Here is a 20,308-nt window from a genome sequence, read left to right on the forward strand (position 1 = left end):
GGAGAGGATTCAATTGGCTAGAGAGATTTCACTGCAAAACACGCGCAACATCGGCATCATGGCCCATATTGATGCAGGAAAGACGACGACAACCGAGCGTATTCTTTTCTACACCGGCGTAAGCCACAAGATTGGCGAAGTGCACGATGGCGCGGCGACCATGGACTGGATGGAGCAGGAGAAAGAGCGCGGGATTACGATCCAATCCGCTGCAACGACCTGTTTCTGGAAAGAAAACCGCATCAATATTATCGATACTCCAGGACACGTGGACTTCACCGTAGAGGTGGAACGGTCCCTTCGCGTTCTCGATGGCGCTATCGCCGTGTTCTGCTCTGTCGGTGGTGTGGAGCCCCAGTCTGAGACTGTGTGGCGCCAGGCGGACAAGTACCATGTACCCCGCATGGCCTTTGTAAACAAAATGGATCGTATTGGCGCGGATTTCTTCCGTGGCGTGAAAATGATCCGTGAGCGCCTGGGGGCGAACCCTGTTCCCCTGTGCCTGCCCATTGGTGCCGAGGACGAGTTCCGCGGTATCGTTGACCTGGTGCAGATGCGCGGTATCGTCTGGAATGACGAGACCATGGGCGCCAAGTATGACATCATTGATATTCCCGCTGATCTGCAGGAGCAGGCAGAGGAATATCGTGAGAAACTCCTTGAAGCAGTTGCCGAGGTCAATGACACCCTTCTTGAAAAATACCTGGGCGGAGAAGAACTCTCCCTGGAAGAAGTGAAAGCGGCTATCCGCAAGGGAACCATTGACCTGTTGTTTACTCCAGTGCTGTGTGGCTCATCCTTCAAAAACAAGGGTGTGCAGACATTGCTGGATGCGGTTATCGATTACATGCCGAGTCCTGTCGATATCCCCGCCATCAAGGGCGTGGACATGCAGGGTGAGGAAATCGAGCGCCATGCTGACGATACCGAGCCCTTCAGCGCTCTGGCATTTAAAATCATGACCGACCCCTTTGTGGGAACCCTGACCTTCTTCCGCGTTTACTCCGGTGTGCTCCAGAGTGGCTCCTATGTGCAGAACAGCACCAAGGAAAAAAAGGAGCGCGTTGGTCGTCTGCTGAAGATGCATGCCAACAAGCGTGAAGAGATCAAGGAAGTGTATTCCGGTGATATCGCTGCTGCGGTTGGCCTGAAGTACACCACCACCGGGGACACCCTGTGCGATCCCGATAAGCTGGTTATCCTGGAGTCCATGGTATTCCCGGATCCCGTTATCTCGGTTGCCATTGAACCCAAGACCAAAGCGGATCAGGAAAAGCTGGGTATTTCCCTGCAGAAGCTGGCCCAGGAAGATCCAACCTTCCGCGTGAACAGTGATCTCGAAACAGGTCAGACGATCATCTCCGGTATGGGCGAACTGCACCTGGAGATCATCGTAGACCGCCTGCTGCGCGAGTTCAAGGTAGATGCCAACGTGGGCGCTCCTCAGGTTGCCTACCGTGAAACTATTCGCAGCACGGTTTCCCAGGAGCACAAATACGCCAAGCAGACTGGTGGTAAAGGTCAGTATGGCCACGTGTTTCTGCGTATCGAGCCCCTTGAGCCCGGCGCTGGTTTTGAATTCATTGACGAGATCAAAGGCGGTGTTATTCCCCGCGAATACATCCCTGCTGTCGAGAAGGGTATTGTCGAAGCTCTGGACAGTGGCGTCATGGCCGGCTACCCCATGGTCGATGTGCGTGCTGCCGTATACGACGGCTCCTATCACGATGTTGACTCCTCGGAGATGGCGTTCAAGATCGCAGCCAGCATCTGTTTCAAGGAAGCGTGCCGCAAGGCCAGCCCTGTGCTGCTTGAGCCAATCATGGCCGTCGAGGTGGTGACACCCGAGGACTACATGGGCGACGTTATGGGCGACCTTAACTCCCGCCGTGGTCGTATCGAAGGAATGTCAGACCAGGCAGCCGCCAAGGTCATCAAGGCAATGGTTCCTCTGGCCCAGATGTTCGGATATGCGACAGATCTGCGCAGCGCCACCCAGGGTCGCGCCGCGTACAGCATGCAGTTCGATCACTATGAGGAAGTTCCCAAGAACATCGCTCAAGAAATCATTGAGAAGGTGAAGGGGTAACCCCCCTTCTGAAGAGGATAGTAAGCTATGACAGCAGCAAACCAGAAGATCCGTATCAAGTTACGGGCCTATGACCACAAGATCCTGGACGCCGCAGCCAAGGAAATCGTGGAAACGGCTGGTCGTACGGATGCTAAGGTGGCAGGTCCCGTACCTCTGCCCACGAAGATCGAGAAGTTCTGCGTCATCCGCAGCCCCCACGTGAACAAAAACTCCAGGGAACAATTTGAGATGAGGACCCATGTGCGACTCATTGATATCCTGGACCCGACTTCCAAAACCACTGACGCTTTGATGAAGTTAAATCTTCCCAGCGGTGTGGAAGTCGAGATCAAGCTCTAAGAGCCTGTAACACACTCTAGAGAGGGTTGGTTCGATGAAGTCTCTAATCGGGAAAAAAATAGGTATGACTCAGATCTTCTGTGAAGATGGTACAGTCATTCCCGTTACAGTTGTGGAAGCTGGTCCTTGCACGGTTGTGCAGGTGAAAACAGTGGATAGTGACGGTTATGCCGCTGTGCAGGTTGGCTTTGAAGAGGCGCTGAAGGAAAAAAGAGTTTCCAAGCCCCTCAAAGGCCACTTTGCCAAGTCCGGGGTTGCTCCCCAGCGGCATTTGAAGGAGTTCCGTGTAGAAGACCCCGCTGGTTTCAGCGTAGGTCAGCAACTCACGGCTGAAGTTTTTGCTGCTGGTGATAAAATTGATGTCACCGGCACTTCTAAAGGTAAAGGTTTCCAGGGCGTTATCAAACGCCATGGCTTCGGCGGAGGTCGGGCAACTCACGGCTCCACATTCCACCGTGCCCCTGGTTCCATCGGTATGTGTGCTACCCCCAGCCGCACCTTCAAGAACAAGAAGATGCCTGGCCGTATGGGTGGAAAGACCACAACCGTGCAGTGCCTTGAAGTAGTGAAGGTCATGGCTGATCAGAACCTGTTGCTGGTGAAAGGGGCCATCCCCGGTTCCAAAGGCGGGATCATTGAAATCAGCCAGTCGCAAAAGGCCTAACAAAGGATATTGGAGTTTGTAGATGCCTGTAGTAAGCGTTATAAACGTGAATAACGAAAAGGTGGGAGAGGTTGCCCTGAGCGATGAGCTCTTCGGTGGCGCCGTAAAACCCCACCTCATGCATGAAGTGGTAGTAGCCCAGCTTGCTGCCCGCAGGCAGGGAACCCATGCGGTGAAAAACCGCAGCGCGGTTTCCGGTGGCGGCTCAAAGCCGTGGCGTCAGAAGGGTACCGGTCGCGCCCGCGCTGGTACTTCCCGTTCGCCTCTGTGGCGTACTGGTGGAGTCATCTTCGGACCAACTCCCCGCAGCTACGAGAAAAAGGTGAACAAAAAGGTTCGTCGCCAGGCACTGGTTTCAGCTCTCAGCGAAAAAGCCGCTCAGCAGAGCATCGTGGTATTTGACGATTTCGCGCTGGAGTCCCCCAAGACAAAGCTGGCCAACCAGGTATTTGCCAAGTGCTCCCTGGATCGCAAGGTTCTGTTTGTGGTGGATGAGATGGACAGCCCCAAGGCGCTGGCCATGCGCAACCTGCCCTTCGTCAAACTGATCAAGCCCGAGGGCCTGAATGTGTACGACGTGGTAAATGCCAAAGTGCTGGCCTTTGAAAAGTCAACGGCTGAACGTCTGAGTGTGGGGGAGCAGTAATATGCAGATGTATGACATTATCAAGCGTCCCATCATGACTGAGCGTTCCTTTGTCCTCAATGAACAGCGCAACCAGGTGGCCTTTGAAGTGGACACCCGCGCCAACAAGATTGAGATCAAGAATGCCGTTGAGAAGATCTTCGATGTGAAGGTTGCCAATGTCAACGTCATGAACATGAACGGGAAAGTGAAACGTACCCGCATGGGCATGGGCAAACGCAAAGACTGGAAAAAGGCCATCGTAACCCTGGAAGCGGGCAGCCAGATCAAGATCTTCGAGGAATAACCCAAGAGCGAGGAATGACACAATGGGTGTGAAAAGACATAAGCCGACTTCTCCGGGTCGACGCCAGCTGGTCACCATGGATTTTGCCGCCGTAACGGCGTCAAAGCCTGAAAAAAAGCTGGTTGAAGCTCTGCCGAAGTCCGGTGGACGTAACAACAACGGTCGTATCACCAGCCGTCACCGTGGCGGCGGGCATAAGCGCAAATATCGTATCATCGACTTCCGTCGTGATAAATTCGGTATCGAGGGCAAGGTTGCCACGATCGAATATGATCCAAATCGCAGTGCCCTGATTGCTCTGGTGAACTACCGTGACGGCGAGAAACGCTACATTCTGGCTCCCAAGCAGCTGCAGGTTGGCGCAACCGTGGTTGCCGACGAAGCTGCTGACATTGTCATCGGGAACGCCATGAAGCTGAAGAACATCCCGGTTGGTACCATTGTACACAACATCGAGATGCGTCCCGGCAAGGGAGCTCAGCTGGTTCGCAGTGCTGGAGCCTTCGCCCAGGTTATGGGTAAGGAAGAGCGCTATGTTCTGGTAAAACTCACCAGTGGCGAAGTTCGTTACATTCTGGCAGAGTGCATGGCCACTATCGGCCAGGTTGGGAATCTCGAACACGAGCAGCGCAGTCTGGGCAAAGCCGGACGCAACCGCTGGATGGGCGTTCGTCCCCAGAGCCGGGGCGTTGTCATGAACCCCGTCGATCACCCCCATGGTGGTGGTGAAGGTCGCACCAGTGGTGGCCGTCATCCCGTAACTCCATGGGGCAAACCGACCAAGGGTTACAAGACGCGCAATAAGAAGAAGCTCTCCAGCAAATTTATCGTGAACCGCAGAAAGTAAGACGAGGAGGTATCCTTTGCCACGTTCAATTAAAAAGGGGCCCTTCGTGGATAACTACCTGATCGTAAAGGTAGAGAAGCTTAACGAGGCCAAAGACAAAAAGGTCATTAAGACCTGGTCCCGTCGCAGTACCATTATTCCCGAGTTTATCGGCCACACTTTTGCTGTACACAACGGCAAGCAGTTTATCCCTGTGTATATCACAGAGGAGATGATCGGTCACAAGCTGGGCGAGTTCAGCCCGACGAGGACATACCGTGGTCACGACAAGGACAAGAAAAAAGGTTCCAAGCGTTAAACGGGATCCATGGAGCGGTAGATGGAAGTAAAAGCTAAAGCCAGATTCGTGCGGGTCTCCCCGCGCAAAGCCAGATTGGTTATCGACCAGATTCGCGGGAAGAAGGTCAACGATGCCAACAATATTCTGAAGTTCTCCCCCAAGGGCGCTGCAGAGGATATCAAGAAGGTTCTTGATAGCGCTGTTGCCAATGCCCGTGAGAACTTCCAGCTCACCAACATCGATGAGATGGTGGTGACCGAAGCATATGTCGATCAGGGTCCTACCATGAAACGCTTCATGCCCCGTGCAATGGGTAGGGCGTATGAAATCAAAAAACGCACCAGCCACATCACCATTGTACTGGGCTAGTTGACTGGAGGTACATTTTGGGTCAGAAGGTTCATCCAACGGGTTTACGCCTGGGAATCATAAAGACATGGAATTCCAAATGGTATGCCAACAAGGACTATGCAGATTTTCTGCATGAGGACCTGCGCATCGAGAAGCACCTGCGCAAGGAGCTTTACCATGCCGGCATCTCCCGTGTTGAAATCGAGCGCGCGCCGGGGAAGGTAAACATTACCCTGCACACCGCTCGTCCAGGCATTGTCATCGGGAAAAAAGGTGCAGAGATTGAGAAAGTCCGCAAGTCGCTTTCCGACATGACCAAGAAGAATATCTTCGTCAATGTCAAGGAAGTGAAGAAGCCGGAGCTCGACGCCCAACTGGTGGCCGAGAACGTAGCTATGCAGCTTGAGCGTCGTGTGGCATTCCGCCGCGCCATGAAGAAAGCTGTTGGCATGACGATGAAGATGGGTGGCGAAGGGATTCGAATCGCCTGTGCCGGCCGACTTGGTGGCGCTGAAATCGCCCGTACCGAATGGTACCGCGAAGGACGAGTTCCCCTGCATACCCTCAGAGCGGACATTGACTATGGCTTTGCTGAAGCCAAGACCACGTACGGCATCATCGGTGTCAAGGTGTGGATGTCCCATGGTGAAATACTCGACACTTCCAAGAAGGCGCAGAAGGTCGAGGCGGCTGCCGGTGCAACCCGTGAAGCCGTAAAAGAAGCTTGAGGAGTCACAAGATATGTTGATGCCGAAAAAGCAGAAATACCGTAAACAGTTCCGTGGCAAAATCAAGGGCACTGCACAAAAGGGCAATGAAGTCAGCTTTGGCGATTTTGGCCTGCAGGCTCTGGAGCCAGCCTGGATAACTTCACGGCAGATTGAAGCGGCACGTATCGCCATGACCCGCTCCATTCGTCGTGGTGGTAAGATCTGGATCCGCATTTTCCCCCACAAGCCGATTTCCGCACGTCCTGCTGAAACGCGCATGGGTAAGGGAAAGGGCAGCGTAGAAGGATTTGTAGCCGTGGTGAAGCCCGGTACAATGCTGTATGAAATGGATGGTGTAAGCGAAGAGCTGGCTCGCGAGGCGATGCGGCTTGCCATGCACAAGCTTCCCATCAAGTGCCGCTTCGTGAAGCGAACAGAGCAAGAGGGTGAGAAGTAAATGATGGAAGAGCTCAGACAATTATCCGTGGAAGATCTCCACTCAAAAGAGCAGGACTTGCGTCAGGAAATCTTTCACCTGAAGTATCAACTGGCGATGAATCAGCTGGAGGATACTGCTTCCGTGAAAAAGAAGCGCAAGGAAATTGCCCGTATCAAGACCGTTCTGCGTGAAAAATCCGCGCAGAGCTCTGTGTAAGCAATTTCAAGGTCTTTTAAGGAGATTTCCCAATGGAAGAACAAAGCAAAAGTGGCAAGAAGTCCTTTGTTGGGGTTGTGCTCAGCGATAAGATGGACAAGACCGTCGTGGTTTCTGTCGAGTCCCGCAAGCCGCACCCCAAGTTCAAGAAGTTTGTTAAGCACCGCAAGAAGTACAAGGCTCATGACGAGCAGAATCAGTGCAATGCCGGAGATACCGTTCGTATCATCGAAAGCCGTCCTCTGAGCAAGGAAAAGCACTGGGTCGTCACCGAGATCTTGGAACGCGCGAAGTAAGGAACGGGAGAACCACATGATTCAGATGCAGACCAGGCTTAACGTGGCCGACAACTCTGGAGCCAAGCAGCTCATGTGTATCAAGGTGCTTGGTGGTTCAAAGAAACGTTATGCCTCGCTGGGTGACGTGGTGATCTGCTCAGTGAAAACTGCCCTGCCCAACTCCAACGTCAAGAAGGGTTCAGTGGTAAGGGCTGTTGTTGTGCGAACCACCAAGGAAGTCCGTCGTGCCGATGGCTCCTATGTGAAGTTTGACAGTAACGCGGCAGTAATCATCAATAAGAACAATGAGCCGGTTGGTTCACGTATTTTCGGTGCAGTAGCCCGTGAGCTCAGAGCCAAGAACTATATGAAGATAGTTTCCCTGGCGCCAGAAGTCGTCTGAGCGGGCCCGATGTTCCCTATGCCATTGTCCCGTCCGGGAAACGTGGTAAGGAACGAACCCGGAGCTGCCAGCTCCGGAGCAACAGGAGGCAGTGTTAAACATGTCCAAAGCAAAGCTGAAGATCAAGCGCGACGATCAGGTTATCGTGATTGCCGGGAAGGACAAGGGTAAAACTGGTCGTGTGACCAAAGTCTACCCCCAGAAAAGCAGAGTGATCGTTGAAGGTATCAATGTGGTCAAGCGTCATCGCAAGCCCACGCAAATGAGTGAAGGTGGCATTGTGGAAAAAGAGATGCCCCTGCACGTTTCAAACGTCATGTACTATGACGCCGACGCCGGCAAAGGCTGCAGGATCGGGTTCAAGATTGAAGATGGGAAAAAAGTCCGTTACTGCAAGCAAACGGGAAAAGTCATTGACTAGGCCGGGAAGGAGTGATTCATGTCTGGCTTGAAGGAAAAATTTCAACAGGAAACCATTCCTGCTCTTATGAAAGAGTTTTCCTATAAGAACGTCAACCAGGTTCCGAAACTGGAGAAAATTGTCGTCAATATGGGCCTTGGTGAAGCGGTGCAAAACGCGAAGATTATCGAGTTTGCAGAACAGGAGCTTATTGCCATTACTGGTCAGAAGCCCCTTCTGTGCCGCGCCAAGAAATCAGTGGCAACCTTTCGCCTGCGCGAAGGAATGCCCATCGGGCTGAAAGTGACCCTGCGCGGTCAGCGTATGTACGAGTTCCTCAACCGACTCGTCAACATCGCGCTGCCCCGTGTACGCGACCTCAAGCCCCTGAGTGAGAAGTCCTTTGATGGACGGGGGAACTATTCGCTGGGTGTGAAGGAACAGATTATCTTCCCTGAGATCACCTACGATAAGATCGACAAGTTGCGCGGGATGGACATCACGCTTGTAACTACCGCCAAAACGGATGAAGAAGGGCGCGCTCTCCTGAGGGAAATGGGCCTGCCTTTCAAGAAATAGCCAGGAGGAAATTGTGGCGAAAAAGTCCATGATAGCGAAAGCGAAGCGCAAGCCCAAGTTCGCCGTTCAACAATATAACCGATGCGAAATATGTGGCAGACCTCGGGCTTACATCAGAAAGTTCCGTATTTGCCGTGTATGTTTCCGCAAACTCGCAGGCGAGGGCCGATTGCCTGGGGTAACCAAGTCAAGCTGGTAAGAAGGAGAACAAGGCATGTACCTGACATCGGATCCAATTGCAGATATGCTTACCAGGATACGCAACGCCAACCAGGAAAAGCACGATAAAGTGGATGTTCCCCTGTCCAAGCTCAAGCTTCACGTTGTGAAGCTGCTGAAGGAAGAGGGTTTTATCCGCGGTTACAATGTTATGAAGAAGGGCAAGTTCGATGTGATTCGAATCAGCCTGAAGTACACTCCAAGTGGAGATCGCGTTATCAGCGGTCTGAAGCGTGTATCCCGTCCGGGACGCAGAGTGTATGTGAAGAGTGAAGAGATTCCCAAGGTTTTCAACGGCCTGGGTATAGCCATCGTATCCACGTCCAGTGGCGTTATCGTGGATCGTCTGGCGCGCAAACAAAAAGTGGGCGGGGAACTTCTCGCCTATGTATGGTAAGGAGGGGCTGTGTCTCGAATAGGCAATAAACCAATCGAAGTACCGGCGAATGTGACCCTCACCATTGAAGAGAGTGTGGTCAAAGCCAAGGGACCCCAGGGCGAACTTACCTGTAAGGTTCATCCCAATATGAAGCTGGAAATGGAAGGGAACGTCGTGCGCGTCGTGCGCCCTGACGACTCCAAGGAAAACCGCAGCCTGCACGGCCTGACCCGCACCCTGGTGAACAACATGGTGGTGGGAGTAGGCACTGGGTTCAAGAAGAGCCTTGAACTGGTCGGTGTTGGTTACCGTGCGGCCCTCAAGGGCAATAACCTTGAACTGAGCCTCGGTTTCAGCCACCCGGTTGTCTACCCGACACCCAGCGGACTGAAAATCGAAGTCGAGGGTCAGAACAAGATTCATATTCTTGGTGCCGATAAACAGCTTGTAGGTCAGGCCGCAGCGGAGATCCGATTCTTCCGTAAGCCCGAGCCCTACAAGGGCAAAGGTGTTCGCTACGCTGGCGAGCGCATTCGCATGAAAGCCGGCAAGTCCGGTAAGAAGAAGTAAGCGCAAGGAGTAGTGAAAGATGGCAAAGACCAGTAATACAGTCATCCGCAGACAGGCTCGCCATCGCAGGGTGCGCAAGAAGGTCCAGGGTTCGACCCAGCGGCCTCGCCTGGCGGTGTTCCGTAGCAACTCCCACATATACGCCCAGATTATCGATGACGCTCAGGGTATCACCCTCGCCGCAGCCAGCTCTTTGTCAAAAGAGCTGGAGTCACTGCAGAACGGTGGCAACATTGAGGCCGCCAAGCAGGTGGGTGCTCTTCTGGCCCGCAAGGCCAAGGAGCAGAACATCGAATCAGTGGTGTTTGACAGGGGCGGATTTATCTATCATGGTCGCGTTCAGGCCCTTGCCGAAGCTGCAAGGGAAAACGGCCTGAAGTTTTAACGGCAGGCAAGGGAGGATAATTTGCGAGACGAAATTCGTTCTGAGCAACCTGAGCTTCAGGATAAGATCATACACATTGGCCGCGTGGCCAAAGTGGTAAAAGGCGGAAGAAGGTTCAGCTTTACAGCACTGGTTGTTGTCGGTGACGGTAATGGCAGTGTTGGCGTAGCAAAAGGCAAGGCCCGTGAGGTTCCCGAAGCTATTCGCAAGGGAATTGAGAAGGCGAAGAAGAATATGGTTACGGTTCCCCTGCGCAAGGGCACTATCCCCTGCGAAATTATCGGTAAATTCGGCGGCGGCCAGGTGCTCCTGAAGCCCGCCTCCGAAGGTACGGGTATTATCGCCGGGTCTGCGGTGCGCGCTGTGCTGGAAGTAGCCGGTGTTACCAATATCCTCAGCAAGAGCCTCGGCAGCAACAACCCACAGAATATGGCCAAGGCCACCATCGAGGGACTGCGCAACCTCAAGTCACCGGAAGAAGTGGCTGAGATGCGGGGTATCCCGGTGGAACAACTCAGGGGGTAAACATGGCAGCAAAAGTCAAAGTGACTCTGGTGCGTAGTGTCATCGGACGTCCTGAAAAGCAGCGCCGGGTTGTCAAGTCCCTGGGACTGGGCAAAATCGGCAGCTCCAGTATCGTGGAAAATGTGCCAACCATGGCAGGGCAGATCCGCAAGGTTCAGCACCTGATCAAAGTGGAAGAAGTGGAGATATAAGCATGGGTTTGCATGACCTGCAGCCGGCTCCCGGCTCAAGAAAAAATCGCAAGCGCATCGGTCGCGGCCCCGGTAGTGGCTGGGGCAAGACCGCCGGCAAGGGCCATAAGGGACAGAAGTCCCGCAGTGGTGGTAAGGTTGCCGTTGGTTTTGAGGGTGGTCAGATGCCTCTGTATCGTCGCCTGCCCAAGCGCGGCTTCAAAAACCCCTGTGGCAAGGAATATGCCATTGTGAATCTTTCACAGCTGAATTCCTTTGATGAGGGCACCGTTGTTGACCTGGACCTGCTGTGCAAGACCGGAGTGGTGAAAAGCTCCCTTGATGGCATTAAAGTTCTGGGGAATGGCGAACTGGAGAAGAAACTGGTCGTCAAGGCCGTGAAATTCAGCAAATCCGCCCGTGAAGCCATCGAGGCTAAAGGCGGTCAGGCCGAGGTTGTGTAGTGCTGGGAGCATTCAAGCACATTTTCACGCTGCCCGACCTGCGCAAGAAGGTACTGTTTACGCTGGGAGTCCTGGCAGTGTACCGTCTGGGTGCTCATATCCCCTTACCGGGGATTGACCCCCAGGCGCTGTCTGAGTTTTTCTCAGCCCAAAGCAGTGCCCTCCTGACGTTTTTCGACATGTTCAGTGGTGGCGCGCTCGGGAGGGTGACCCTCTTTGCCCTGGGAGTTATCCCCTATATCAGCGCCTCCATTGTGCTGCAGCTGATGACGGTAGTGGTTCCAGCCCTTGAGAAACTCAAGAAGGAACCCGATGGTCAGAAGAAAATCACCGAGTATACCCGCTATGCCACCGTGGTTCTGGCATTTGTACAGGGCTATGGCATAGGAATTGGACTGGAGGCCATGACCTCTCCCAGCGGCATGCCCATCGTCATGTATGGAGGCTTCAGCTTCCAGCTGATGACGGCGATCTCCCTGGCTGCGGGAACCACCTTCCTGATGTGGCTGGGTGAGCAGGTGACTGAACGTGGTGTTGGAAACGGGATTTCCCTGCTGATATTCGCTGGTATTGTGGCGGCTATCCCAGGCGCTATCGTACAGTCCTACACGCTTCTGCAGTCCGGCGAGATGAGCATATTCCTGGCCCTTGGGCTGGTATTTGCGGCACTGTTCATGATTGCCGCCATCGTATTCATCGAGCGTGGTCAGCGTAAAATACCCGTGGCCTATGCCAAGCGTATGGTCTCCGGGAAGGTTGTGGGTGGCAAAAACACCTACATCCCCCTGAAGGTCAACACCGCTGGTGTTATCCCGGTTATCTTTGCTTCCAGTATCATCGCTTTTCCCCTGACGTTTGGCGACATGCTGGAGCGGACGCCCAACGTGGAAATGTTCATGCAGCTGTTCTCTCCGGGAGGCTGGCTCTATACCGGACTGCTGGCGGCCTTCATTATCTTCTTCTGCTACTTCTATACGGCGATTATCTTTAATACCAAGGATGTTGCCGAGAACCTGCGCAAGAATGGCGGGTACATACCCTCAATCCGCCCGGGTGCAGAAACTTCCATGTACCTGGATAATGTGCTTTCGCGTCTGACCTTTGGCGGATCACTTTACCTGACTCTCGTGGCAGTGAGTCCAACTTTCCTGATCAAATACCTCAGCGTGCCCTTTTATTTCGGTGGAACGGCACTGCTGATCGTGGTCAGCGTCGGCATGGACACCATGAATCAAATAGAAGCCCATCTGCTCTCACGCAGCTATGACGGCTTCCTCACCAACAGATCGGGAGGCAGATAATGCGACTGATTCTTTTGGGAGCGCCGGGATCAGGCAAGGGCACTCAGGGCCCTCGCCTGGCAGACAAGCTCGCGATTCCCGTTATCTCGACAGGGGATATTCTGCGCGCTGCGGTAGCTGCGGGCAGTGAGTTGGGTGTACTTGCCAAGTCGTTCATGGATAAAGGTGAACTGGTGCCCGATGATGTGATCATCGGAATCGTGCGCGATCGCCTAGCCCTGGATGATGCGGCAAACGGATTCATCCTTGATGGTTTTCCCCGCACGGTTGTTCAGGCGCAGGCCTTGGACGAGATGCTGAAGAATGCATTCAGCGTGCGTATCGACCACGTCCTGAACCTTGAAGTTTCTGAAACGGAACTGGTGAGTCGCCTGGCTGGTCGCCGCGTCTGTTCCGGTTGCGGTGCGACCTACCATGTAGTCGCTGCTCCTTCCCGGGTGGAGGGAATATGCGATCAGTGTGGAGGCCATGTCGTGCAGCGGGACGATGACCGCGAAGAGACGGTGCGTAAACGCATGCAGGTCTTCCAGAGTCAGACGGAGCCGCTGATCGGTTACTATGGCGGCCATAATCTTCTGCGTACCATCCGTGCGACAGGCGATGTGGAACACATCTTCAGCGCTATCCTAACCGCCATTGGAAAATAGACTTGCATATGGCATTTGAATAGTGTACATATAGAACGTTTTGTTTCTGGTGCCGTTTTGGCGTGGCGATAATAGCGAAGCTCCTTTTGTGGAGCGCTTTAGCGACAATGACAGTCGCGCGGAGGAATTACCTGTGAGCAATAGAGGATGTTGATGGCGAAGGAAGGTGCGATAGAGGTTGAAGGCACGGTTGTGGAACCGCTGCCCAATGCGATGTTCCGGGTTGAACTGGAAAACGGGCATCGGGTACTGGCCCATATCTCTGGTAAGATGCGAATGCACTTTATCAAGATTCTTCCTGGCGACAAAGTGACTATAGAGCTCTCTCCCTATGATCTGACCCGTGGGAGAATTACGTATCGTTTTAAGTAGTATAGGAGTGGGATGCCATGAAGGTTAAGGCAAGTGTGAAGCCTTTGTGTGATAAGTGTAAGGTCATTAAACGCAAAGGCATCGTGAGGATTATCTGTGATAATCCCCGACATAAACAACGGCAAGGATAAGCTGGAGGTAGCATGGCGCGAGTTGCTGGTGTTGATTTACCAAAAAACAAACGTGTTGAGATTGGATTGACGTATATATACGGTGTTGGACGTTCCCGTTCCCGCCAGATTCTGGCCAATGTGTCCATCGACATGGACAAGAAGGTCGGCGAGCTGTCTGAAGATGAAGTGAATACCCTGCGTAAGGCCCTCGAAGAGTACGATGTCGAAGGTGATCTGCGCAAGAATGTCTCCCTTGATATCAAGCGCCTGAAGGATCTGGGTTGTTACCGTGGCCTGCGTCACCGTTCAGGCCTGCCTGTCAGAGGACAGAACACCAAGAACAACTCACGTACCCGCAAAGGTCCCAAGCGGACTGTGGGCAAGAAAAAGTAAGGAGTACGCTTTATGGCGAAGCCTCGGACCCGTAAAAGGGAAAAGAAAAATGTACCCAAGGGTGTAGTACACATAAAAGCTTCTTTCAACAATACCCTGATCACCATAACCGACCCTCAGGGGAATGCGGTTTCCTGGAACAGCGCTGGCTCCCAGGGCTTCAAGGGCTCCAAGAAATCCACACCCTTTGCCGCCCAGGTTGCTGCAGACGTGGCAGCCAAGGCAGCTGTTGACCATGGAATGAAAGAAGTTGAAGTGGAAGTACGCGGACCGGGATCCGGCCGTGAGTCATCCATCCGCGCACTGCAGGCTGCTGGTTTGAGGATCCTGTCCATCAAGGACGTGACACCTATTCCGCATAATGGCTGCAGGCCACCGAAACGTAGAAGAGTGTAAGGGGGAAGCATTGGCTCGATATACTGGCCCAGTCTGCCGCATGTGCCGACGGGAAAATCAAAAACTCTATCTGAAGGGGCTGCGTTGCGAAACCAGCAAATGTGCATTTGAGCGACGCGCCTACGCGCCGGGCAGCCATGGTCAACGCCGCGGAAAGCCCAGTGACTACGCCATTCAGCTGCGCGAAAAGCAAAAGGTTCGCCGCACCTACGGTCTGCTGGAAACACAATTCCGCCGTACCTTTGACAAAGCGGTTCGCATGAAGGGTGTTACCGGCAGCAATCTGCTGACCCTGCTGGAGCTGCGTTTCGATAACGTGGTGTATCGTCTTGGCCTCGGCGTCAGCCGCTCCCAGTCCCGCCAGCTGATCACACACGGTCACTTTCTGCTCAACGGCAAGAAAGCCAATATTCCCTCTATCCAGCTGCGTGCTGGTGACGTGATTTCGCTGCGTGAAAAGTCTGCCAATCTTGATGTGGTCAGAGGAAGCGTTGAAGCAGGTCCCAGCCGTACTGTTCCCCAGTGGCTGGAGTTTGATGCGGAAAAGCTTACCGGCAAAGTCAAGCAGCTGCCTGTACGCGAAGATGTCACAGAGCCTGTGACAGAAAACCTGATTGTCGAACTGTACAGTAGGTAATCACAACGAACACAACAGCGAGTGGGGCCTGATATATTATGATGATGAACTGGAATGAAGTCATACGCCCAAGAGCCTTGGTATGTGATACCAAAACTGCGACGGATTCATACGGGAAGTTTATTGCGGAACCCCTTGAGCGCGGTTTCGGAATAACTCTAGGCAACGCGCTGCGCCGTGTACTGCTCTCCAGCCTTGAAGGGGCGGCGGTAACGGCCATTCGCATTGATAACGTCCTGCATGAGTTTTCTACGGTTTCTGGTGTGGTGGAAGATGTGACGGATATCATCCTGAACGTGAAACAGCTGCGCTTCAAACTGTTGAGTCCCGGCGAAAAGGTGCTGACCCTGAAGGCCAGCTCTGTTGGCCCCGTCACCGCGGCATCCCTTGAGTGCCCACCTGATGTGAAGGTGCTCAACAGCGATTGTGTGATTGCCACCCTGGGCCGTGAAGATGCGGAGCTCAACATGGAGCTGCGCGTTGACATCGGACGGGCGTACCGTTTGGCTGAAGAGAACAAGAAAGCGGACGATGTGATTGACATGATCCCGGTGGACTCCCTGTTCAATCCGGTGGTCAAGGTGAATTACACGGTCGAGCAGGCGCGGGTTGTTCAGGACACAAACTTCGATAAGCTCATTCTCGAGGTGTGGACTGACGGCAGCGTGAAGCCTGAGGATGCAGTGGCCTTTGCCGCCAAGATCATCAAGGATCAGCTGGCCATCTTTATTAACTTTGAAGATGTGGAAGAGCCGGTGGCACTGGAAAGCGTTGAAGATGGCAGCGAGGAGCTGTTTGCGCTTCTGAGCAAATCCGTTGAGGAGCTGGAGCTGAGTGTCCGATCCTACAACTGCCTGAACAATATCGATATCCGCACGATTGCCGACCTGGTGGCGCGCTCTGAGAACGAGCTGCTGAAAACCAAGAATTTCGGCAAAAAGTCGTTGCTGGAAATCAAGGAAATCCTCAAAGAGATGAACCTGACCCTGGGAATGGATCTTGATGCCCTGGGTTATCAACCGGTTGTCGCCGCTGAGTCTGGTGATGAGCAGGACAGTGACGATGAAACCGTGGAAGAAACCGAAGAAAGTACACGAGGTTAATCATGCGTCACAATAACGGTTACAAAAAACTCGGGCGTAACAGTTCGCACCGCAAGGCGATGATGAGAAATCTGGCCTCCAGCCTGATTCTCCATGGTCGCATTGAGACCACCCTGGCTCGCGCCAAGGCGATTCGTCCTTATGTGGAAAAGCTTATCACACTTGGAAAAAAAGGCGATCTTCACGCGCGTCGCGTCGTGCTGAGCCGTGTTCCCAACAAGAATGTTGTCGGAACGCTTTTCCATGAAGTGGCTCCGCGCTTCAACGAGCGTGCTGGTGGCTATACGCGAATCTACAAGACGGGATATCGCGCCGGGGACAATGCTCCCATGGCGATCATTGAGCTGGTGGAAGGTGCAGACACCACTGAGCTGCAAGTCAACCAAGGGCAAGGCGAGCAGGAAACTTCTGCAGCTGAATAATCGCCTCTTGTAAACGAGAAGCGGGCATTGTACTTTTTACGGGTGCAATGCCTTTTTTCGTTCTCTGCGAACGTCACTATTACTCAGGAGTACCACATTGGAACAGCAATTCAACGTACTGGTATCTGATGATATATCTGAAAAGGGTATCGAGCTGCTGGAACAGGAGCCGGGCATCCATGTTGACGTGAAGACCAAGCTGACCCGCGAGGAGCTTTACGCCATTATCGCCAATTACGATGGTCTGGTGACGCGCAGCATGACCACCGTGGACCAGGAGCTGCTTGACCATACATCGGGACGCTTGCGCGTAGTGGGTCGAGCCGGGGTTGGGCTGGATAATGTTGATGTGGAAGCCGCTTCCAAGAAGGGTATTGTGGTACTGAATACGCCAACCGGAAACACTCTGGCGGCCACGGAACACACCATGGCCATGCTGCTGGCAGCGTGCCGCATGATTCCCAAGGCCCATAACACCCTGGTTGGAGGCAAATGGGATCGTAAAAGCTTCATGGGATTTGAGCTCTACAAGCGAAAGCTTGGAGTTATCGGTCTTGGTCGCATTGGCAGCCAGGTTGCGCGCCGCGCCCGTGGCTTTGAGATGGATGTTTACGCCTATGATCCCTATATCCTCAAGGACAAGGCTGAGGCGCTGGGTGTGAAGCTGTTGGGCAGTCTTGATGAACTGCTGCGGACGGTGGATGTTATCACCCTGCATACTCCCCGAACGCCCGAGACGCTTGGCATGATCGGCAAGCGTGAGCTGGAGCTTCTGCCCGATGGCGCTATTGTGGTCAATGTGGCCCGGGGCGGATTGATCAATGAAAAGGATCTCCACGATGCCCTGAAGTCCGGCAAACTGCGTGCTGCGGCTGTGGATGTATTTGATAAGGAACCCGCCACGGATAATATTCTGTTGGGACTTGATAATGTGATCGTCACCCCCCACCTGGGAGCGAATACCGATGCCAGCCAGATCAACGTGGCGGTCATGGTGGCTCAGCAGGTGATCAACGTGCTGAAGGACAGAGATTATGAAGGCGCGGTGAATATTCCCTCGGTACTCACCAAGCTGGCCGATGACTTCCGCGTCTACTTCGAGCTGGCGGAAAAAATGGGCAAGGTACTCGGCAGCATGATCGGCGAAGCCATTGAGGAGTGCTCCATTGTGTATCGCGGCAGCCTCTTTGATCGTGAGTTCGGCCCCCGCTCCTTTGACGTGCCACTGAACCTGATGCCCTTTTCTGTCGCAGCCCTCAAGGGAATTCTGGAGCCGAAGATGCAGGAGGGCGTCAGTTATATTTCCGCACCCTATATCATGCGGGAGCGCGGTGTCGCCATAGAAGAGAAGAAGATCTCCCAGAGTCGCGACTATCTTTCCAGCGTGGAAATCATCGTCAAGACAGAGAACTCCACCCGTTCCATTGTGGGTACCGTATTTGAAAACGCCATGGCACGGGTTATCCGCCTTGACGAATACGATGTGGACTTCAACCCCGAAGCGCCCATGCTGATCTTCAAAAATCAGGATCGCAATGGTTTGATTGGAGAGGTGGCAACGCTGCTGGGTGAGGCCGGTATCAATATTTCCCACTTTGCCCTGAACCGCCACCCCCGTGGAGAGACAGCGCTTGGTGTTGTGAATACCGGAGTGGCCGTATCCGCAGAACTGCTTACTCGTCTGAACCGTGTTCCGGGAATCATGAATGCCTGGGTAATACGCAGCCGCTGATCATGGAAGTTTACACAAGCATTGATCAGGTACCGCCGGGGCGTTATCAGTGCCCGGTGCTCACCATCGGGAATTTTGACGGAGTGCACCTCGGGCACCGTCGTGTTTTTGAGCGGCTGCTGGCCAGTGCCGATGAGACCGGCAGCCCTGCGCTGTGTCTGAGTTTCGACCCCCACCCGCTGAAAGTCCTTGGCCGACGTGACCTCAAACTCCTTATTTCCCGTGAGGAGAAGATCCAGGTTATCCGCTCCCTGGGCGTGAACGGCCTGATCCTGCACCCCTTTGACATGGATTTTGCTGCCCTTGAACCGCAGCGCTTTGTGGAACAGGTGCTGCTGGAGAAGCTGGGTATCCGCAAGCTGGTGGTCGGTTACGACTATGCCTTTGGCAGAAACCGCGCCGGTGATCACCATTTTTTCCGGCATTTGCGGCAACAGGGGCTGCTTGATGTGGAAATAGTGGAACCGGTGAGCGTGGATGGGACCATTGTCAGCTCTTCGCTGATCCGGCAACTGGTGCAGGATGGCGACATGTCTGCCGTGGCCAGGTACCTGGGGCGTCCCTATTGCCTCTCGGGCACCGTGGTTGAGGGGGACATGCGCGGCAAGAAGATCGGGTTTCCCACGGCAAATCTCGCCTATATTCAGGAGATTCTGCCCCCCACTGGGGTCTATGCCACTGTGGCCAGGGTCGGCAACAAGTCATTTGTGGCGTTGACCAATATCGGGTATAATCCTACTTTTGTGGAGCGTCGAGTTGTTTCCGTGGAAACCCATATCCTTGATTTTTCACGAAACCTGTACGGATTTCCCCTGGAGTTGCTTTTCCTGGAACGCATTCGGGGAGAGGTGAAGTTTGCCTCCGCACAGGACCTGATCGCTCAGATCCACAAGGATATTGAACACACACGACAGCGCATTGACTCCCACAAACACCCATGACTGGAGGACGCCCCATGCCGGACGCCAAGCGAACTGAAAACTACCGTGGTGACCATATTCCCAAGCGCCCCCTGGAAGTACTTGAATTTATTATTCAAAGTCAGGAAAAGGGCGTCCTGGTTGAGAAGTCCTTTGCCATAAACGTCATTCGCGTCAAGGAGATTATCAAGCGTCCACGGGTGACGAAAATCATTGAATCCGGAACCAACGTGCTGGGTGTCTTCCACCTGCGTGAAGACCTGATTCCCCTGGTTGACCTGCCTGGCTGGCTGGGCCTGGAAAGCGAAAAGCCCGGTGACGTGGTTATCGTGACGGACCTTGGCGATAATCTCAACGGCTTTGTGGTTCACAGCATCAAGAAAATCCACCATCTCAGCTGGGATAATGTCAAGGTTCCCGACAAGATCGACCGCAACCAGTCGGAGTTTATTGCCGGTATTATCAGCACCGAAGGCCGCCTGATCATGATGCTGGACTTTGAAACCATCTTTGCGGAACTCTCCCAGAGTGAAATCAAATATGATATCTCCCGCTTTGAACCCATGTACTTTGCCAAGCGTGAAGAGCACACGATCATGGTCGTGGATGACTCCGTTTTCTCCCGCAACTATGCTCAGCGGGTGTTCACGACCATCGGTTATCAGGTCGTCACTGCCGCCAATGGGGTGGAAGCCCTTGACATGCTGCGGGGCGGTACCCGGGTTGACTTTATCTTTACGGACCTGGAAATGCCTCAGATGGATGGCGGCGAACTCCTGGCCACCGTGCGCCATGATCGCGATATCGAGGATATTCCCGGGCTGATTGCCACTTCACTCACCAATCTGGTCACCCTGCAGGAGCAGCAGGATGAAAGCCAGCGCGCCGGTCAGCCGAAAATCCTCGCCAAGAAAGACATGTTCACCATTATTGAAACCATAGATGACGCCCTGGGCGTCGATCCCAACGAACTGCCCAGCCAGTGGGACTCCTATGGCAAGGAAGGCTGAGAGCCGTTTTAATTGTTGAT

34 protein-coding genes are annotated in these 20,308 nt (G+C 53.7%); all 34 read left to right on the forward strand.

What is annotated here, in order from left to right:
* Window positions 1–13: 13 nt before the first annotated feature.
* The 34 genes from fusA (at window position 14) to SELIN_RS01835 (ending at window position 20,288) form a co-directional block, all read left to right on the forward strand.
* Window positions 14–2,089 (forward strand): elongation factor G, encoded by a 2,076-nt coding sequence (fusA, locus tag SELIN_RS01680; protein WP_013504975.1) that lies wholly within the window; start codon window positions 14–16, stop codon window positions 2,087–2,089.
* A 27-nt stretch (window positions 2,090–2,116) separates the two neighbouring features.
* The gene (gene rpsJ, locus SELIN_RS01685; protein ID WP_013504976.1) at window positions 2,117–2,431 is read left to right on the forward strand and encodes a 30S ribosomal protein S10; all 315 of its coding nucleotides are present in this window, start codon (window positions 2,117–2,119) and stop codon (window positions 2,429–2,431) included.
* Window positions 2,432–2,465: 34 nt separating this feature from the next.
* Window positions 2,466–3,095, forward strand: a complete 630-nt coding sequence (gene rplC / locus SELIN_RS01690; protein WP_013504977.1) for a 50S ribosomal protein L3 — start codon at window positions 2,466–2,468, stop codon at window positions 3,093–3,095.
* 22 nt (window positions 3,096–3,117) lie between these two features.
* A complete protein-coding gene (gene rplD, locus SELIN_RS01695; protein WP_013504978.1) occupies window positions 3,118–3,741 on the forward strand; it encodes a 50S ribosomal protein L4 in 624 nt (207 codons plus the stop codon).
* Window position 3,742: 1 nt separating this feature from the next.
* Window positions 3,743–4,027, forward strand: coding sequence for a 50S ribosomal protein L23 (gene rplW, locus SELIN_RS01700; RefSeq protein ID WP_013504979.1), 285 nt, complete (start codon window positions 3,743–3,745; stop codon window positions 4,025–4,027).
* Between the two features lie 22 nt (window positions 4,028–4,049).
* Entirely contained in the window at window positions 4,050–4,874 is an 825-nt protein-coding gene (gene rplB, locus SELIN_RS01705) for a 50S ribosomal protein L2 (RefSeq protein WP_013504980.1), read from the forward strand.
* Window positions 4,875–4,890: 16 nt separating this feature from the next.
* Window positions 4,891–5,172, forward strand: a complete 282-nt coding sequence (gene rpsS / locus SELIN_RS01710; protein WP_013504981.1) for a 30S ribosomal protein S19 — start codon at window positions 4,891–4,893, stop codon at window positions 5,170–5,172.
* 21 nt (window positions 5,173–5,193) lie between these two features.
* On the forward strand, window positions 5,194–5,523 hold the full coding sequence (gene rplV, locus SELIN_RS01715) for a 50S ribosomal protein L22 (RefSeq protein WP_013504982.1): 330 nt from the start codon (window positions 5,194–5,196) through the stop codon (window positions 5,521–5,523).
* 17 nt (window positions 5,524–5,540) lie between these two features.
* The gene (gene rpsC, locus SELIN_RS01720; protein ID WP_013504983.1) at window positions 5,541–6,233 is read left to right on the forward strand and encodes a 30S ribosomal protein S3; all 693 of its coding nucleotides are present in this window, start codon (window positions 5,541–5,543) and stop codon (window positions 6,231–6,233) included.
* Window positions 6,234–6,246: 13 nt separating this feature from the next.
* Window positions 6,247–6,672, forward strand: a complete 426-nt coding sequence (gene rplP, locus SELIN_RS01725) for a 50S ribosomal protein L16 (RefSeq protein WP_013504984.1) — start codon at window positions 6,247–6,249, stop codon at window positions 6,670–6,672.
* The gene (gene rpmC / locus SELIN_RS01730) at window positions 6,673–6,870 is read left to right on the forward strand and encodes a 50S ribosomal protein L29 (protein WP_013504985.1); all 198 of its coding nucleotides are present in this window, start codon (window positions 6,673–6,675) and stop codon (window positions 6,868–6,870) included.
* Window positions 6,871–6,902: 32 nt separating this feature from the next.
* Complete coding sequence (gene rpsQ / locus SELIN_RS01735) at window positions 6,903–7,166, forward strand: 30S ribosomal protein S17 (protein WP_013504986.1); 264 nt, start codon at window positions 6,903–6,905, stop codon at window positions 7,164–7,166.
* Between the two features lie 16 nt (window positions 7,167–7,182).
* Window positions 7,183–7,551 carry a 50S ribosomal protein L14 gene (rplN, locus tag SELIN_RS01740; protein WP_013504987.1) on the forward strand — a complete coding sequence of 123 codons (369 nt, stop codon included), beginning with the start codon at window positions 7,183–7,185 and terminating at the stop codon, window positions 7,549–7,551.
* A 100-nt stretch (window positions 7,552–7,651) separates the two neighbouring features.
* Window positions 7,652–7,972: a 50S ribosomal protein L24 gene (rplX, locus tag SELIN_RS01745; RefSeq protein WP_013504988.1), complete on the forward strand. Its 321-nt coding sequence runs from the start codon at window positions 7,652–7,654 to the stop codon at window positions 7,970–7,972.
* 18 nt (window positions 7,973–7,990) lie between these two features.
* Window positions 7,991–8,530, forward strand: a complete 540-nt coding sequence (gene rplE, locus SELIN_RS01750) for a 50S ribosomal protein L5 (protein ID WP_013504989.1) — start codon at window positions 7,991–7,993, stop codon at window positions 8,528–8,530.
* 13 nt (window positions 8,531–8,543) lie between these two features.
* Window positions 8,544–8,729: a type Z 30S ribosomal protein S14 gene (locus tag SELIN_RS14405; RefSeq protein WP_013504990.1), complete on the forward strand. Its 186-nt coding sequence runs from the start codon at window positions 8,544–8,546 to the stop codon at window positions 8,727–8,729.
* A 15-nt stretch (window positions 8,730–8,744) separates the two neighbouring features.
* Complete coding sequence (rpsH, locus tag SELIN_RS01755; protein WP_013504991.1) at window positions 8,745–9,146, forward strand: 30S ribosomal protein S8; 402 nt, start codon at window positions 8,745–8,747, stop codon at window positions 9,144–9,146.
* A gap of 9 nt (window positions 9,147–9,155) precedes the next feature.
* Window positions 9,156–9,698 (forward strand): 50S ribosomal protein L6, encoded by a 543-nt coding sequence (gene rplF / locus SELIN_RS01760; protein ID WP_013504992.1) that lies wholly within the window; start codon window positions 9,156–9,158, stop codon window positions 9,696–9,698.
* Window positions 9,699–9,717: 19 nt separating this feature from the next.
* Window positions 9,718–10,083: a 50S ribosomal protein L18 gene (gene rplR / locus SELIN_RS01765; protein WP_013504993.1), complete on the forward strand. Its 366-nt coding sequence runs from the start codon at window positions 9,718–9,720 to the stop codon at window positions 10,081–10,083.
* A gap of 21 nt (window positions 10,084–10,104) precedes the next feature.
* Window positions 10,105–10,608, forward strand: coding sequence for a 30S ribosomal protein S5 (gene rpsE / locus SELIN_RS01770; RefSeq protein ID WP_013504994.1), 504 nt, complete (start codon window positions 10,105–10,107; stop codon window positions 10,606–10,608).
* 2 nt (window positions 10,609–10,610) lie between these two features.
* Window positions 10,611–10,799, forward strand: coding sequence for a 50S ribosomal protein L30 (gene rpmD, locus SELIN_RS01775; RefSeq protein ID WP_013504995.1), 189 nt, complete (start codon window positions 10,611–10,613; stop codon window positions 10,797–10,799).
* Between the two features lie 2 nt (window positions 10,800–10,801).
* The gene (rplO, locus tag SELIN_RS01780) at window positions 10,802–11,242 is read left to right on the forward strand and encodes a 50S ribosomal protein L15 (RefSeq protein WP_013504996.1); all 441 of its coding nucleotides are present in this window, start codon (window positions 10,802–10,804) and stop codon (window positions 11,240–11,242) included.
* Window positions 11,242–12,543 (forward strand): preprotein translocase subunit SecY, encoded by a 1,302-nt coding sequence (gene secY, locus SELIN_RS01785; protein WP_013504997.1) that lies wholly within the window; start codon window positions 11,242–11,244, stop codon window positions 12,541–12,543. The genes rplO and secY overlap by 1 nt, the downstream gene beginning before the upstream one ends.
* Entirely contained in the window at window positions 12,543–13,190 is a 648-nt protein-coding gene (locus SELIN_RS01790; protein WP_013504998.1) for an adenylate kinase, read from the forward strand. The genes secY and SELIN_RS01790 overlap by 1 nt, the downstream gene beginning before the upstream one ends.
* Window positions 13,191–13,343: 153 nt before the next feature.
* A complete protein-coding gene (infA, locus tag SELIN_RS01795; protein ID WP_013504999.1) occupies window positions 13,344–13,562 on the forward strand; it encodes a translation initiation factor IF-1 in 219 nt (72 codons plus the stop codon).
* A gap of 17 nt (window positions 13,563–13,579) precedes the next feature.
* Entirely contained in the window at window positions 13,580–13,693 is a 114-nt protein-coding gene (gene rpmJ, locus SELIN_RS14410) for a 50S ribosomal protein L36 (RefSeq protein ID WP_013505000.1), read from the forward strand.
* A 12-nt stretch (window positions 13,694–13,705) separates the two neighbouring features.
* Complete coding sequence (gene rpsM, locus SELIN_RS01800) at window positions 13,706–14,068, forward strand: 30S ribosomal protein S13 (RefSeq protein WP_013505001.1); 363 nt, start codon at window positions 13,706–13,708, stop codon at window positions 14,066–14,068.
* Between the two features lie 12 nt (window positions 14,069–14,080).
* Window positions 14,081–14,464: a 30S ribosomal protein S11 gene (rpsK, locus tag SELIN_RS01805; RefSeq protein WP_013505002.1), complete on the forward strand. Its 384-nt coding sequence runs from the start codon at window positions 14,081–14,083 to the stop codon at window positions 14,462–14,464.
* 10 nt (window positions 14,465–14,474) lie between these two features.
* The gene (gene rpsD / locus SELIN_RS01810) at window positions 14,475–15,101 is read left to right on the forward strand and encodes a 30S ribosomal protein S4 (RefSeq protein WP_013505003.1); all 627 of its coding nucleotides are present in this window, start codon (window positions 14,475–14,477) and stop codon (window positions 15,099–15,101) included.
* 38 nt (window positions 15,102–15,139) lie between these two features.
* Entirely contained in the window at window positions 15,140–16,204 is a 1,065-nt protein-coding gene (locus tag SELIN_RS01815; RefSeq protein ID WP_013505004.1) for a DNA-directed RNA polymerase subunit alpha, read from the forward strand.
* A gap of 2 nt (window positions 16,205–16,206) precedes the next feature.
* On the forward strand, window positions 16,207–16,626 hold the full coding sequence (gene rplQ, locus SELIN_RS01820; RefSeq protein WP_013505005.1) for a 50S ribosomal protein L17: 420 nt from the start codon (window positions 16,207–16,209) through the stop codon (window positions 16,624–16,626).
* Window positions 16,627–16,723: 97 nt separating this feature from the next.
* Window positions 16,724–18,358 carry a phosphoglycerate dehydrogenase gene (gene serA, locus SELIN_RS01825; protein WP_013505006.1) on the forward strand — a complete coding sequence of 545 codons (1,635 nt, stop codon included), beginning with the start codon at window positions 16,724–16,726 and terminating at the stop codon, window positions 18,356–18,358.
* A 2-nt stretch (window positions 18,359–18,360) separates the two neighbouring features.
* A complete protein-coding gene (locus SELIN_RS01830) occupies window positions 18,361–19,299 on the forward strand; it encodes a bifunctional riboflavin kinase/FAD synthetase (protein WP_013505007.1) in 939 nt (312 codons plus the stop codon).
* Window positions 19,300–19,313: 14 nt separating this feature from the next.
* On the forward strand, window positions 19,314–20,288 hold the full coding sequence (locus SELIN_RS01835) for a chemotaxis protein CheV (RefSeq protein WP_013505008.1): 975 nt from the start codon (window positions 19,314–19,316) through the stop codon (window positions 20,286–20,288).
* Window positions 20,289–20,308 lie beyond the last annotated feature (20 nt).

Origin of the sequence: Desulfurispirillum indicum S5, assembly GCF_000177635.2 — a bacterium.
GTDB lineage: Bacteria > Chrysiogenota > Chrysiogenetes > Chrysiogenales > Chrysiogenaceae > Desulfurispirillum > Desulfurispirillum indicum.